This is a genomic window from Enterococcus sp. DIV0840 (assembly GCF_050527835.1).
Classification (GTDB): domain Bacteria; phylum Bacillota; class Bacilli; order Lactobacillales; family Enterococcaceae; genus Enterococcus_L; species Enterococcus_L ureasiticus.
The window spans coordinates 2,638,702-2,653,356 of sequence record NZ_CP172876.1; the positions used below are offsets into that span (position 1 = coordinate 2,638,702).

Consider the following 14,655-nt stretch of genomic DNA (forward strand, 5'->3'; position numbering starts at 1 on the left):
AGTACTACTTACTCGCCTGGTACTTGTCATATTGTTCTTGTGTAATATATTCTTCTTTTAATAACTGGTCTACAGTAGGTATTTGATTTTTCTCCATACTATAAAGATCGATTTGTGTTTCTACTATTTTCACAATGGCTTCATTGCCTTTTTTATCTACCCCTTCTTTATGTTTTGAAAGATTAGGAACAAATAATAGGATCAAAACAGAAATTATCAACAGTACAACAAGCATTTCTAGCAAGGTAAACCCTTTATAATTTATTCGTTGTTTTTTCTTTTTCATAAAAACTCCTCCATTCCGCCATAAATAGGTAACAGCATTGCTGCATAGATACTAACGACCAATAATGCAACTACTAAAAAAATAATTGGTTGAATCCACTGAATCATTTTCTCCATTCGTTTAAAAAATCGCTGCCAACAAAGTTCGCTATATAAAATCAACTCTTTTCCTAAATTCCCTTTCACCTGTCCTTGCTGAATAATCAACGATAACTCTGGAGAAAAGAAAGTAAATCTTGGTAACTGTTCGTAAAAAGTATGTCCCAACATTGACCGTTCTTCAATCATTTCAGCCAATTCACTCATTAAGGATTGCTGATCTGCCCCTTGCATCAATTGGATGATCATTTTGATTTCTAGTCCTTGAGAAAATAGTCTGCCCCATTCAAGTGCAAAAAATGCTGAATTATATTCTCTAAACAACTTCCCCACAATTGGTATCTTCGAAACAAACTCTGCTCTTTGTAGAAATGTTCTTTTGCTCAAATACCAACGCATCAAAAGAATCACGCTAGTTAGACCAAAGATAATTGCCAGTATATAATATGGACTTTGCTGTATAAACTTAATCCCAATATTATCTACTTGGATTGTGCCATTTGTCATTAATTGAGGCAGTAGAACTTGACGAATACTGATCAAAACCACTGTTAAAAAAAGCAAGAGCAATAAAGGATAACTGATTACTTTATAGAAATTTTGCTGCTGTCTATCAACGATTTTCATATGCTGTTTGATTTTTTTTAGTGTTCCTGTTATATCTCCATGAGTTTGAGCAAATTCAATTTGGGTAATGATCGACGTCTTAAATCCAAGCTGAGCCAAGCCGCCATGTAGCGAATCTCCACGTTCCATAATATGAATCAAGTAGTCGATAGTTACCTCTGAAATAGAACGAGATTTCCTCATGAACATCAAACTTTCTTGAATTGTAAATCCATTACTTAATAAGTCGGCAAGCAACTGGATAAATAATTGCTGTTGCTGACTTGATAATTTAGTGCTCTTTTTCTTCTTCAAACGTTTGATTATCGATAAATCCATAGGCCCAAACCTTTCTTAATTCTGTTGACCATTTAGAAGTCATTTTTTTCGAAAAATTATAATCCATAAGTAACCCACTGATTTCACTGTCATCAGGCGCCTTAAAAGGCAATAATCTTTGATAAATTATACCTGTTAAACATTCACCTATTTCTCTGTGCTGCACGCCCAATTCAGCTAGCCGCTCATATACGCCACTAATACTTCTTGCATGAATCGTTGCGAATACCGTATGCCCTGTAAGTGCAGCTCTGATTGCCGCTTGTGCAGTAAGTCCATCTCGAATTTCACCAATAATCAAAATGTCCGGTCTATGACGTAAACAAGCTTTGATCAATACATCATAAGTCAGATCGATTTTAGTATTAGTCTGCAGTTGTAGAAACGATCGTTCTTCAATTTCGACAGGATCTTCTATTGTGATCACTTGCTGAAATTGATCTGTCTCTTTCGCCAATTTATACATCAGTGTTGTTTTCCCAGATCCAACAGGTCCACAAAATAAATGTAAACCACGACGTTTTATATGCTTCCTAACAATCGTTAATTGTTGTGGTAAAAAATAATTTTCCTGACTATTTCCAAAAACATGTAAAAAACGAATCACTAAACTCTCCCTTTGTCTAAAATCGCCAACAGTTGATAAGCGTAACCGGATCTCTTTCTGATTGACCACATATGTTACAGCACCAACTTGTGCTTTCCTTCTCTCACCAACATCCATGCTGCCGATAAATTTAAAATGAAAAATCAATTTTTCCCCATCACTTTCATTTAATTCTTTGAAAATGACTCGGTGCTTTCCTTTCCTTGCAAACACCTGAATCTTATTCTCATTTGGCAAAATATAGATATCCTGTAAGCATTCCTTCATCCCCCATTCGATTAACCCCATAGAAAGCTCTTTAATATCCATTTTCTTCCCTCCTTATAATAAGATACGCAGTTAAATTGAAAAATAGTGTAAAAAAAGAGGATGAAGCAAAACTAAAAAAGAGTTTTGCTTCATCCTCTAAAACCATCTAAATGGCGAGAAATATTGTTTTGGATTTTTCTCAATACAGCTATTTATCAGTATTTAAAATAAAAATAAAGCTGTACATGTTGAAAATCAACATGTACAGCTTTACCAAGAGTTCTGATGCACTATCTTCCCCAAAATAGTTTATCGTTTTGATATACCTATTATACTAAAGAATTGACCAGAATAACTTTCAGAAATTGTTAATTTTATTAAAATTTTTGAGAAAAAGTAGCTCCTGCTTAAAAGGGTTAAGCAAGAGCACTGCTTTATCTAGTGATAAAGACTTAGATCAATTTCATTATACCAAATAATCTTTGCTGTTTTTCTCAATCTCTTAGTCCAAAGTGATAAATTTTTGACAATAAATGAAGATTATTTAATTTTTAATGCTTTATTTTTTGATTTATCAGATAGACTGGAACTCCTAGCAAGGTCACTCCAATTCCAATACTAGCCAATAGTGTTTGCGTAAACAACGTAGTAACCAAAATAAATAATCCTCCGAAGATCGCTATAATGGGAATAACTGGATAAAAAGGGACCTTATAAGGACGATTCAGCTTCGGTTCTTTTTTTCTTAGAATCAACACGGCAGCAAAAATCAATAAACTAAACAGCCACATAACAAAAACTAACATATCCGTTAATAAATCAAAACTTCCTAAAAACATCATGATTGCGGCAATGCTAAATTGAACGATTCCTGCAATATATGGAACAACAAATTTTTTGGATAATTTTTGAAATTGTTTGCTAAAAGGAATCATCTCTTCTAATGCTAATGCATAAGGAACTCGAATCCCCGTCATCGTGTATCCATTTAACGCCCCATATACAGAGATTAAAATGCCTATTGTCACTAACTTCCCGCCAAACAAACCAAAAATTTGATTTGAAGCGTCTGAAGCTGCATTTAAATTTCCAGAAAGTTGTTCAATCGGTAATGTTTTAAGAAAAACCAAATTGATCAAAACATAAACAATCGTAATAAACGTCAATCCTAAAAAAATTGCCTTTGGTAAATCTTTTTCTGGCCGTTTCATTTCACCCGCTACAGCTCCAACACCTAACCAGCCATCATAAGCAAACATAGTTGCTAGTAAGGAACCGCTAAGGGCTTGGATAAAACTGCCATCTCCACCAGCTTTTACAGGAAATAATGACACTTCAACATTTGCCGGCATAAAAAGTCCGACCAATACGATTAAAGCAATTGGGATCATTTTTACAACCAATGTGACTGATTGTAAATTCGAAGCCTCTTTAGTTCCTAACAAATTGATTAGAGTTACGCTTAACCCCGTTCCCAAAGCTACCGGCAAAAGAAAATCATTCGAAAAATGAAATAAATGAATAAATTGTGTACTAAAAATAATCGATAAAGCAGCAATATTAGCTGGAAAATAAATCACACTTTGTGCCCAACCAAGTAAAAAACCGGGTAGCTTTCCGTAAGTATATTCAATATATTTAACAGCTCCACCCGTTTTTGGAATTGCTGTAGCTAATTCAGCACTAGTCAAACCTGCACATAAGGTTAAAATACCACCTAATATCCAAGCAAAAATCGTTAAACTTGATGATTGAGCAAAACTAACCACACTTGCTGTTTTAAAAAAGACTCCCGCACCAATAACCGTCCCCATAACTGTTGAAAAAGCGCCAAATAAAGAAATTTCACGCTTTAACTGATTCTCCCCCATACTCATCCTCTTTCTCTCTTTTAAGTTATTTTTCTAGTATAGCTTTTCTAAGTTTAAATTCAAGTGATTCACAAATTAAAACACAAAAAAGTGCAGATAAAGTCTTTCTCAGACTTACCTGCACGTTTAAATGAACCAAATTTATTTTTAAATTTGTCCATAATAAGCATTTGCACCATGTTTTCTAAAATAATGCTTATCTAAAAGATATTGTGGAATTGGCAGAACTGTATCATTTACAACTTCTGTTACTGCCGCCATCTCAGCTATCTCGTCTAAAACAATACTATTTTCTACAGCTTTTTGAGGTGTTTGTCCCCATGTAAAAGGCCCGTGCCCATAAACTAACACCCCTGGAACAGCTAAAGGATCAATATTTTTTCCATTAAATGTTTCTACAATCACGTTTCCAGTCTCAAATTCGTAAGCTGAAGAAACTTCTTTCGATGTTAACTGACGGGTACAAGGAACAACACCATAAAACGTATCTGCATGAGTGGTACCATATGCCGGTATTTCTCGACCAGCTTGTGCCCACATTACTGCATTTTTTGAATGAGTATGTACCACTGAATTAATTTCTTTAAATGCTTTGTATAATTCAACATGGGTAGCTAAATCAGAAGATGGCTTCAATTCCCCTTCCAATACCTCACCATTTAAGTCAGTCACAACCATATCGCACGCTTTCATTGTACTATAAGGAACGCCGCTTGGCTTGATAACGATTAGTCCTGAATCTCGGTTGATTTCACTGACATTTCCCCATGTGAGCTTGACCAAACCAGCCTCTGGCAGAGCTAAGTTTGCAGCAAAAACTCGTTCTTTCATTTCTTGGATCAATGCTTTAGTTGCCAATATAGCCAGCCTCCTTTAGATATGGGAACAGAAATGCTTTTGCTTGTTCTATTTCTTTTTCAGGTGTTTCACTATTTTCACTCCACATTTCGATTAAAAATGGGCCAGCATACTCCAAGCGTTTCAATGTTTTAAAACAACCTAAAAAATCAACACAGCCCGCACCAAATGGAACCTCTTTAAATTTCCCGGCAAACTGTTCAGTTACAGCCAAGGTGTCTTTCAAATGAATCGCAGAAATCTGATCGATCCCGATTTCTAATTCATAACCAACATCGTTTTCTGGCCATGCTGATAAATTACCGAGATCAGGATATACTTGTAAGTATGGCGAACGAATTTGTTCTTTGATTTTTAAAAATTTAGAGATAGAATTCATAAATGGATCATCCATGATCTCTATTGATAAAATGATTTCCTTTGAGGCCGCTATTGCTACCGCTTTTTTTAGATTTTCTATAAAATATTCCCTTGATGTCAGAGTTTTAGTCTCATAATAGACATCATAGCCTGCTAATTGAATCGTGCGTACACCCAAATCAGAGGCTAAATTTATAGCTTTTTCCATTAACATCAGAGCGACTACTCGTTTCTCTTGATCTTCAGAGCCAAAAGGAAAACGCCGATGTCCGCTTAAACAGATTGATAGTATCTTTACATCCGTTTCATGGATCGCTTCTCTCACTTCTTTACGCTCTGCATTTGTCCAGTCTAATCTTTTGAGGCGTTCATCGGTTTCGTCGATCGACATTTCAATAAAATCAAATCCCAACTTCTTTGTAAGTAATAGGCGCTCTTTCCAACTAATGTTTTTAGGAAGTGCCTTCTCGTAGATTCCTAATGTAGTCATCAACTTTACCCCCAAATTCGTTTTATTTCATCTTGAAAATCCTGTGCCGCTTTTTTAGGATTGGCAGAAGCTGTAATACCTCGACCTGTAATAAACGTATATACATCAAGATCTTTGAATAATTTTAATGTTTCCACGTCTAATCCGCCAGTGACTGAAACTCTGAAACCCATCTCAATCAATTTTTTTACTTTTTCTAAATCTTTTTCTCCCCAAGTTTCCCCTGCTAAAAGTGCATCTCGGCTTTGATGATAAATCGCCTGGGAAATACCCGCATCCAACCATTTTTGTGCCTGCTCGTATGTCCAGTCTCCATATAATTCAACTTGAACTTCTTCAACTTCTTTCGCTGCTGCTTTCATGGTTGGAATCATTGAACAACAAATGACTGTCATCCAATCTGCCCCAGCATCACGACAGTTTTTTGCCACCGTTCCGCCAGCATCAGCACATTTTGTATCTGCAACTACTTTTTTGTCAGGATACAATGCTCGAATACAGCGAACGGCTTCTGCCCCTGCTTGCAAGCAAAGAATCGTTCCAACTTCCACGATATCCACGATTTCACCAACTGCAACCACATCTTTGATTGCACTAGGTAAATCTGAATGGTCTAATGCTACCTGTAAATTAGGTCTACTCATTTACTTCTCTCCTTACTCTTTATTCATAATCGTCAGGATGGACAGCTTTTCCACCCTGACTAGGTCTACTAAATTATTTGAATTTGGCAGCTAACTCTGTTTCTTGCACACGTTCACTGATTTCTTTAGCAGACATGACATTTTTTACGCCGACGACTGTGATTCCCTTTTTCTTAGCATCATCAAACATATTTAGAAAATTCATTGGACAAAATACAACATCGTATTGTCCTGCTGTACTTTTTCCTTCCGAAATTGCACAATGGTGAATATTGGTAATATTAAACCCTAATTCTTTCAATGCCTTTTCAACACTCTTTTTCATCATTAAACTTGTTCCTGATCCATTTGCACATGATACTAATACTCTCATTTTAATTTCCTCCTAAATTTGAAAACATAGTAGGCTCGTAGAAAAATAGGAAAAAATGCTCGAGACGTTCTTTGTCTCATTTATTTTTTATCTTTTTCTCGAAACCCTCACTCCTTAAAGCATTCGCTCTTAGGAATTGATGAAATTGCAGCAAATCCAACACAGCTAGATAATGTTAAGCCCCTTTGGCCGCCATTTTTTTAACATATTCATCATAATCTTCAGCAATCAAGAAATACCCTTCTGGATTTGCTCGATACTGTAATTGCGGAATTGCCAGCAGTATAATCACCACTAATGCAACACCAAAATAACCCAAATATTTCATTAACAAAGTCATCACTGGCCAAACGGTTGCCCAATCAAACATGCCAATATAGCCGCCGTACTGTGATAACCCGATAAATGCTGCTATCAAAGCAGACCCTAATACTTGAATCACACCTGAAATAAATGGGAAAATGCAAGCTGCTTTAAATCCACCACGATTATTTGCGTAAACCGCAATCACCGCATTATCAAAGAATAATGGAATGAATCCTGCAATAACGATCACTGGCGATTTAAATAGAATCAATAACCCGATTGTTATAAACTGCCCTAAAGCACCAAATAAAAATCCAATCGTCACGGCATTTGGTGAACCAAAACCAAAAGTCGCAGCTACATCAATCCCAGGGACTGCACCAGGCAATAAGGTATTCGATATTCCTTGGAAGGACTCAGTTAACTCGGAAACGAAGGTTCGAACCCCTAATTGCAAAATAGCTAGGTAAACTGCAAAGTATAATGCTGTTTGTAAAATATAGAAAAAGAAACTTTGCCCTTCCACCATGAAGCCTGCATCAATTAGATAAGCAGGTCCTAATACAACTAAAATAATGCCAAAGAAAAAGAGCATCAAGATTGATGTTGCAACCATATTCTCATTGAAAATCGACAAGAAACCTGGCAATTGTACATCTTCCAGTTTGCGATTATTTTTATCTTTTTTCATTTTTTCCGCTAATCGAGCAAAGATATAAACACCAAACATCTGTTGATGGGCAATTGCAAAGCCCGCGCCTTCAGTCAAATCTTGCGTGATATCAACTGTTAAGTTTGAACCAACTGCCCAATAACAGCCTAAAATAAGTCCCATGATCAGCAATATTTGAATTTGTCCTAAATTAGGAAAACAAAACAATAAAATCCAAAATGCTGTGGCGGCTTGTTGAATTTGAACATTCCCCGTTGTAAAAACCGCTCGCAACTTTGTATATTTTTTGAAACGAACCAATAAGATATTCATGACAAAGGCAATCAATAATAAGATCATCGTATCACTAAATGTCCGCCCAAAAGTTTCTTCAATTCCTGCTGTTACAGCATTTTGCCCAAAATAAGGATCAATGACCATCGCATCTAAATTGAAACGTTCTTTTAAACCAACTAGAATTGGCCGAAAATTGTTAACTAAACCGCCTGAACCAACAGTCAAAATCAAATAGCCAACTGTTGCTTTTAAAAAACCGGCAATACTTTCATACAAGGGCTTTTTGAGTAGAACATAGCCTAATAGAACTATAAACCCAATTAAAAATGCTGGTTGCGTCAAAATATTTGCAGCGAAATAATCCCAAATCCCCATCAGAAAATCTAATACTTGTGTCATTTACTCCCCTTCTTTCTACCTATCAAAAGTTGCCATCACTTTTTTGTAATCCTCCATTGTCTTGATTGCCATCAATGCATCAATCAATCCATCAGTCATCAACATTTCTGATAATTTCGAAATATTTTCTACATGCTCTTCACTGTTTTTAGCTGCTAATGTGAAAAATAAACATGCATTTTTGTCTGTATTCCCTTCTTCAAAAACAACATCTTGATTCATTTTTGTGAATGAAATCGCTGTTCCCAAAACACCCTGACTATCTTCTGAAGAATGCGGCATAGCGACACCTGGGACAATCACGATATACGGTCCATATTTTTGAACACACTCTATGATTTCATCTATATATTGTTGCGTGATGATATCTTTTTCTAGCAAGGTCTGACAACTCAGAGTAATCGCTTCTTCCCAATTATCAGGTGTTTTCTCACAAAAACGGATCAACTCATTATCATAAAAATACTTTAGCATCTACTTTCTCCCCTCTTATAAAAATGATGGAAACGGTGTATCATTGTCTGTAGTAAAGACATCGTCAAATCCACGATAGAAGTTGAATTCAAGTTTATCTTTATCGTTTGGATACGTAAATTTCCCGCCGACTTGCCAAATAAACGGTTTAAATTGATAGTCCAAACGATCTTTTTTAAATTTCCATATTTCTGTAATTTCTTTTGGATCAGCCATAAAGTTTGCCCAAATATCGTAATGAACAGGGATAACAACCTTAGCATTCAACGATTCTGCCATACGCAACATATCGACTGAGGTCACTTTGTCCGTAATTCCCCGAGGATTTTCTCCATAGGCCCCTAAACACACATCGATTTTATGTTCATTGCCGTGTTTGGCAAACATATTTGAATAGTGAGAATCGCCCGCATGATAAATATTGCCGCCGCTTGTTTCAAATAAATAATTAACTGCAATTTCATCCATATCTTGAGGTATTTTCCCTTTCAGTGTCACTTCTGGGTCTTCACAAGTCACTAAAGCCGTTCTATCAAAAGCTTCTAATGCTACAATATCTACATCCTTGATCGAAACACGATCACCAGGTTTTACAATCGTCGTTTTAGCTTCTGGAATCCCCCACTTCAACCAAGTCTCAACAACTTCTTTAGGTCCAATAAAACGTGCATTTGGGCAATTCTGATGAACTGCGGCTGCCGTATTGATATCTAAATGATCCGAATGGATATGAGTAACGACCAAAGCATCAACCTCTTTGACTGCAAATGGATCGATGACAAAAGGCTGTGTTCTCAGATTAGGCTGCATATTTTCGCATCCACTCATCCGCATCATTTGATGCCCTTTTTTCATTTTGCCATTGCCATGAGATCTCTTCCCAGTTCCACACCATAAATCGCATAAAATGTTAGTTCCCTCATGTGACTTCAACCAAATCCCAGTACAACCTAACCACCACATGGAAACAGTTCCAACTTTGACTTCTTCTTGTTCGATTTCCTCATTTAAATACGTCCCCCATTCAGGAAAAGTACTCAAAACCCAGCTTTCTTTTGTTACATCATGAATTGTTGCCATATGATCCCTCCGTATTGTCTCTATCTCGATTACACTTTTCATTTTACAATATTTTTAACCGTTTTCAATCTTTTTATACGATCGTTTAACCGTTTTTAAGAACGTTTACATTAAAAATAAATTCATTATAGATAATAACATCTTTTTTTATGTTCATATAACTTTTTTTATGATATAGTTTCGATGAGGTGAGGAATATGAAAAATTTTGTTTGGAAAAGTATCTACTTTGGGAAAAAAGGCTTTTTATGGATCGTTTATTTGTTGTTTGCTATCTATATTTTCTATCTAGTCACGAGCGCACAAGAACTCGGTGCAAAGCTGTTTTTTGGCGGTTTAGGTGGCATCGTACTTAGTGTTGTTATTCTTTTTGAGTACTTAAAAAACATCTATGAAAAAATGATTTATGCTTTGACTGTTGATTGTGACTTAAAAAAAGCCATTGCTCTAAAAGAAACTTTACAGAAAAAAGATTTGTTTAATGGCTTCAAACAGTCTATTATTATTTTTGACAGCTTACTTTTGTTAGACGAAGGAAATTATCGCGTTTGCTTAGATCATTTACATAAAAATCAGCATTTCTTTCACTCTACATTAGATTACCTCTTCATCTATTATCATACGCAAATGTATTGCTTTTCTTTTTTAAACGATGAAGAAAATTTAAATAGTTGTCTAGAAAGCTTGTTTAAGTTAAAAAATGTTAAAAAGAAGCAAATGCGTGGGTTGTTTTCATGGAACGAAATTGCAGGAATGAGATATTTCCAGCAAAATAGAAATAAAAAATGTTTAAGGGAATTAGATTTGATTGATAAGAACCGATTAAATAACCGGGAATTAACTTATCTGTTGTATCTAAAGGGACAGTGTTTACTTAAACTAAATGAACTATCGGAAGGTCATCGTTCATTAAAAGAAGCAAAAGCGCTTGGAAATACACTTGCAGTTGCACAAATGATTTTGAAAGGAGGAATTTAAATGAAAAGCTCTCACCAAACGATCAAAAATCGTCGAGACAAACTACTTGAACTACTCAATACAGAAACAAGTTTGTTGGTGAAAGAAATAAGCCATGAACTCGCCGTTTCAGAAATAACTGTCCGTCGTGATCTAATGGCCTTAGAAAAGATGGGGTTAGTTCAACGTGCTCATGGAAAAGCCCAAATCGTTCCAAAAACTGGTATCGAAGATTACAATGAAGAAATTGAAATCTTGAAAAATGCGATTGCAAAGAAAGCCGCCGAATTTGTTAAAGAGGGAAATACTTTATTTATCAATACAGGTTCAACTGCACTTTCCTCTTTAAAAAATCTAGAAAACAAACGCGTAACCATTGTCACAAATAATGTCAAGGTCGCCAATCTAGATCACAATCCAAATTCAACTGTTATTTTATCTGGTGGCGAAATTCGTTTTCCTAAAGAAGCTTTAGTTGGTGACATTGCAATTGATTCTTTTTCAAAAATGTCTTCTGATATTTCAATTATCGGCTGCTCTGGACTTAGTATTGAAAACGGCATTACTACGCCAGTCTTACATGAATCTAAAATAAATTCGCTGATCATTGAACGAACAAATGGCTTAGTGATTGTCGTCGCAGATTATCGTAAAATTGGGTTTTCGTCTAATTTTACCAGTGGAAATATTAAAGATATCAATTATTTGATCACAGATACATTTGCTTCTCCTGAAGTGATTCGAGAAATCGAGAAACAAGGTGTACAAGTTATCCAAGTTGAAATCTAAAAGTTCGATATCGTACTATGAAAAAATAGTTCTTTTTTTTCATAGTATTTTTATTTATGCTATACTTCAGTTAAAAATAAATTACACACTTCGTGCTGTCACGGTTAAATAAGCTCGATGCTTTCATCTATGAGTATGAGGAGGATTGGATCATGCGGATCAAACAATTGGATTACATCGTAAAAATCGTTGAATTAGGTTCTGTTAATGAAGCAGCCAAACGTCTCTTCATCACTCAGCCCAGCCTTTCAACTGCTGTGAAAGAATTAGAGCAAGAAATGAATATTCAAATTTTTCAACGGACACAAAAAGGAATGGTTCTTACCACAGAAGGAACTGAGTTCTTGTCCTATGCCCGCCAAATTTTGGAGCAAGTCGATTTGATGGAAGAAAAATATAAAGGTGTAGAGACTCGCCGCAGACTATTTTCTGTTTCTGCACAACATTATGCTTTTGCTGTTCATGCATTTGTTCAATTAATCAAATCTTATGAAAAAAATGAATATGAATTTACCTTCCGTGAAACACAAACCAACAATATCATCGAAGACGTCAGTACCTTTCAAAGTGAGTTGGGGATTTTATACTTGAACACATTTAATGAAAAGGTGATTCGTAAATTATTAAAAGAAAAACAGCTTATTTTTCATTCCTTGTTTACGGCTCATCCACATGTTTTTGTCAGTAAAAAGAACCCCTTAGTTGGGAAGCAATCCGTAACTTTAGAAGATTTAGAAGATTTTCCTTATCTTTCATTTGAACAAGGACAATTTAATTCCTTTCACTTTTCAGAGGAAATTTTAAGTACACGTTATCATAAGAAAAGTATTCGGGTTAGTGATCGAGCGACATTGTTTAATTTTTTGATTGGATTAGATGGTTATACGATTAGTTCGGGTGTATTAAGTCGAGAATTAAATGATGAAAATATCGTTGCACTGCCTCTGGAAGTTGACGAAACAATGGAAATTGGCTGGATCCATCCTGTTCAGATGTCTTTATCACCAATGGGAGAAGAATATTTACGCTATTTGAAAGAACATATTATTGATTACGGGTTTACTATTTCAAATGAAGAATAAAAAAATCCCTGATAAAACCAGTTTGGTTTTATCAGGGATTTTTTAGAGTTAAACTCTTTTCTTTTCTTTTTTGATTTGCTTACTTCTCAATTGTCCGCAAGCCGCATCGATATCTGTGCCATATTCTTTTCTGATCACACAGTTGACGCCGTTTTTCTTTAAAATATCATAGAATTTCAACACATCTGCTTTTTCACTACGACTATATTGATCGTGTTCACTAACTGGATTGTAAGGAATCAAGTTAACAAAAGTTAATTTCTTCTTGTCCTTCAATAAATCTGCCAATTGCTGCGCATGCTCCGGAAGATCGTTCACATGACTCAACATGATATATTCAAACGTGATTCGACGATTCGTTTTTTCCAAATACTCATCAACAGCCTCCATTAATTTTTCAATCGGGAAACTGCGGTTGATACGCATGATCGATGTCCGAACATCATTATTTGGTGCATGTAGAGAAATTGCTAAGTTAACTTGCAGTCCATTATTAGCAAACTCTTTGATTTTAGGAACTAAGCCACTTGTTGACACAGTAATGTGGCGAGCACCAATTGCCAACCCCTTTGGATCATTGATCGTATGTAGGAAATTCATTAAATTATCGTAGTTATCAAACGGCTCACCGATTCCCATCACCACAATATGACTTACACGCTCACCTTCACCACGTTCATCAAAATAATGTTGTACGAGCATGATTTGAGCGACGATTTCACCGGCAGTTAAGTCACGTTGCTTTTTAAGTAAACCACTTGCACAGAAGGTACAGCCGATATTACAACCGACTTGCGTTGTCACACAAACAGACATACCATATTCTTGGCGCATCAATACCGTTTCGATCATATTTTTATCTGGTAACTCAAAAAGATATTTCACTGTACCATCTTTTGCTTCTTGGATGATCACTTGGCGCAATGGATTGATAATAAAGTTTTCTTCTAATAATTCAATGACATCTTTTGATAAATTTGTCATGTCGCTAAATGCCATGACACGTTTGATATAAAGCCATTCCCATACTTGAGTGGCCCGGAACTTTCTCTCGTCATGTTCGATGAACCATGCGATCAGTTCTTCTTTTGTTAAACCATAAATGGATGCTTTTTCCACTAGTTTTCTTCCTCATTTCTTCTAAACATTCGCTTCATACTATAACTTATTGTACCCGATTTGTCTATATGTTATCTAGGCTAGTCACCAGAAATAGACATTTCTTATCCCCTTAATTTCACTTTCAGCGGTATTTGCCCGTATTGTTTGTTTCACTCTCTTTTCGTTGCTATAATTAAAGTTAAGAAAAGAGGTTTTTTTATGAAAACTGACGTATGTTTTTTCGCAACACCGATCAATGAGCATGCCAGCAATTTTAAAGGCCACACCGATTTACTTTTTGGTTATATTCAAGATACTTTTGTTAAAAATCAACTAGGATTTGAGCTGGTAAAAGTTGGTTTGGGTACAGATCACCTTCAGACTGCTAAAAAAATTCATGATTGCTTGGAAAAAGCTGACTTAGTGATTATCGATTTATCAAGCCACGATCCAAATATCTATTATGAATTAGGTTATGCTAATGCACTGAAAAAACGAGTTATCCAAATCCAAAACAAACATCTTGATTCTCCATCATTTGATTTAGGTCATGCTGCTATTTTATATGATACAACAACAGATGAGGGAATAAATCAGTTCAAAAAAGATATACTAAAGGCTGTACAATCGCCTACAACTGACAATACGCCTTTATCTTTTTACGCTGAAAATGATGTTGAAATTTCTGGTCGGATCGATGATCAAGGAATCGTAGAACCTTAATTGAAGAAAGAAGAG

Annotated in this window: 16 protein-coding genes; 4 read left to right on the top strand and 12 right to left on the bottom strand. The window is 35.6% G+C overall.

Annotation, left to right across the window (positions count from 1 at the left end; translation table 11 throughout):
* Positions 1 to 4 precede the first annotated feature (4 nt).
* The 11 genes from comGC to ulaG form a co-directional block, all read right to left on the bottom strand.
* A complete protein-coding gene (gene comGC / locus IGL98_RS12615; RefSeq protein ID WP_206845340.1) occupies positions 5 to 286 on the bottom strand; it encodes a competence type IV pilus major pilin ComGC in 282 nt (93 codons plus the stop codon).
* Positions 283 to 1,329 carry a competence type IV pilus assembly protein ComGB gene (gene comGB / locus IGL98_RS12620; RefSeq protein ID WP_206845350.1) on the bottom strand — a complete coding sequence of 349 codons (1,047 nt, stop codon included), beginning with the start codon at positions 1,327 to 1,329 and terminating at the stop codon, positions 283 to 285. Before comGB ends, comGC begins: the two co-directional genes overlap by 4 nt.
* Positions 1,283 to 2,245 (bottom strand): competence type IV pilus ATPase ComGA, encoded by a 963-nt coding sequence (comGA, locus tag IGL98_RS12625; protein WP_206845353.1) that lies wholly within the window; start codon positions 2,243 to 2,245, stop codon positions 1,283 to 1,285. The genes comGB and comGA overlap by 47 nt, the downstream gene beginning before the upstream one ends.
* A gap of 491 nt (positions 2,246 to 2,736) precedes the next feature.
* Entirely contained in the window at positions 2,737 to 4,056 is a 1,320-nt protein-coding gene (locus tag IGL98_RS12630) for an APC family permease (RefSeq protein WP_206912778.1), read from the bottom strand.
* A gap of 147 nt (positions 4,057 to 4,203) precedes the next feature.
* The gene (locus IGL98_RS12635; RefSeq protein ID WP_277989065.1) at positions 4,204 to 4,914 is read right to left on the bottom strand and encodes an L-ribulose-5-phosphate 4-epimerase; all 711 of its coding nucleotides are present in this window, start codon (positions 4,912 to 4,914) and stop codon (positions 4,204 to 4,206) included.
* Positions 4,904 to 5,764 carry an L-ribulose-5-phosphate 3-epimerase gene (locus tag IGL98_RS12640; RefSeq protein ID WP_206845358.1) on the bottom strand — a complete coding sequence of 287 codons (861 nt, stop codon included), beginning with the start codon at positions 5,762 to 5,764 and terminating at the stop codon, positions 4,904 to 4,906. Before IGL98_RS12640 ends, IGL98_RS12635 begins: the two co-directional genes overlap by 11 nt.
* A gap of 5 nt (positions 5,765 to 5,769) precedes the next feature.
* A complete protein-coding gene (locus IGL98_RS12645; protein ID WP_206845361.1) occupies positions 5,770 to 6,408 on the bottom strand; it encodes a 3-keto-L-gulonate-6-phosphate decarboxylase UlaD in 639 nt (212 codons plus the stop codon).
* A gap of 73 nt (positions 6,409 to 6,481) precedes the next feature.
* Positions 6,482 to 6,781 carry a PTS sugar transporter subunit IIB gene (locus IGL98_RS12650; RefSeq protein ID WP_010764215.1) on the bottom strand — a complete coding sequence of 100 codons (300 nt, stop codon included), beginning with the start codon at positions 6,779 to 6,781 and terminating at the stop codon, positions 6,482 to 6,484.
* Positions 6,782 to 6,956: 175 nt separating this feature from the next.
* Entirely contained in the window at positions 6,957 to 8,435 is a 1,479-nt protein-coding gene (locus tag IGL98_RS12655; protein ID WP_206845364.1) for a PTS ascorbate transporter subunit IIC, read from the bottom strand.
* A 15-nt stretch (positions 8,436 to 8,450) separates the two neighbouring features.
* Positions 8,451 to 8,909, bottom strand: a complete 459-nt coding sequence (locus tag IGL98_RS12660) for a PTS sugar transporter subunit IIA (RefSeq protein WP_069646091.1) — start codon at positions 8,907 to 8,909, stop codon at positions 8,451 to 8,453.
* 15 nt (positions 8,910 to 8,924) lie between these two features.
* Positions 8,925 to 9,989, bottom strand: coding sequence for an L-ascorbate 6-phosphate lactonase (ulaG, locus tag IGL98_RS12665; RefSeq protein ID WP_206845367.1), 1,065 nt, complete (start codon positions 9,987 to 9,989; stop codon positions 8,925 to 8,927).
* A 197-nt stretch (positions 9,990 to 10,186) separates the two neighbouring features.
* On the opposite strand from ulaG, the gene IGL98_RS12670 reads away from it, so the two are divergent.
* From IGL98_RS12670 to IGL98_RS12680, 3 genes are all read left to right on the top strand, one after another.
* Positions 10,187 to 10,966, top strand: a complete 780-nt coding sequence (locus IGL98_RS12670; protein ID WP_206912780.1) for a hypothetical protein — start codon at positions 10,187 to 10,189, stop codon at positions 10,964 to 10,966.
* Positions 10,967 to 11,734 carry a DeoR/GlpR family DNA-binding transcription regulator gene (locus IGL98_RS12675; RefSeq protein ID WP_206847332.1) on the top strand — a complete coding sequence of 256 codons (768 nt, stop codon included), beginning with the start codon at positions 10,967 to 10,969 and terminating at the stop codon, positions 11,732 to 11,734.
* 152 nt (positions 11,735 to 11,886) lie between these two features.
* Complete coding sequence (locus IGL98_RS12680) at positions 11,887 to 12,816, top strand: LysR family transcriptional regulator (protein WP_206847334.1); 930 nt, start codon at positions 11,887 to 11,889, stop codon at positions 12,814 to 12,816.
* 48 nt (positions 12,817 to 12,864) lie between these two features.
* Here IGL98_RS12680 and rlmN read toward each other — a convergent pair whose 3' ends face one another.
* A complete protein-coding gene (gene rlmN / locus IGL98_RS12685) occupies positions 12,865 to 13,935 on the bottom strand; it encodes a 23S rRNA (adenine(2503)-C(2))-methyltransferase RlmN (protein WP_206846260.1) in 1,071 nt (356 codons plus the stop codon).
* Between the two features lie 201 nt (positions 13,936 to 14,136).
* Here rlmN and IGL98_RS12690 point away from each other — a divergent pair, with 201 nt between their 5' ends.
* Positions 14,137 to 14,640, top strand: coding sequence for a hypothetical protein (locus IGL98_RS12690; protein ID WP_206846263.1), 504 nt, complete (start codon positions 14,137 to 14,139; stop codon positions 14,638 to 14,640).
* Positions 14,641 to 14,655 lie beyond the last annotated feature (15 nt).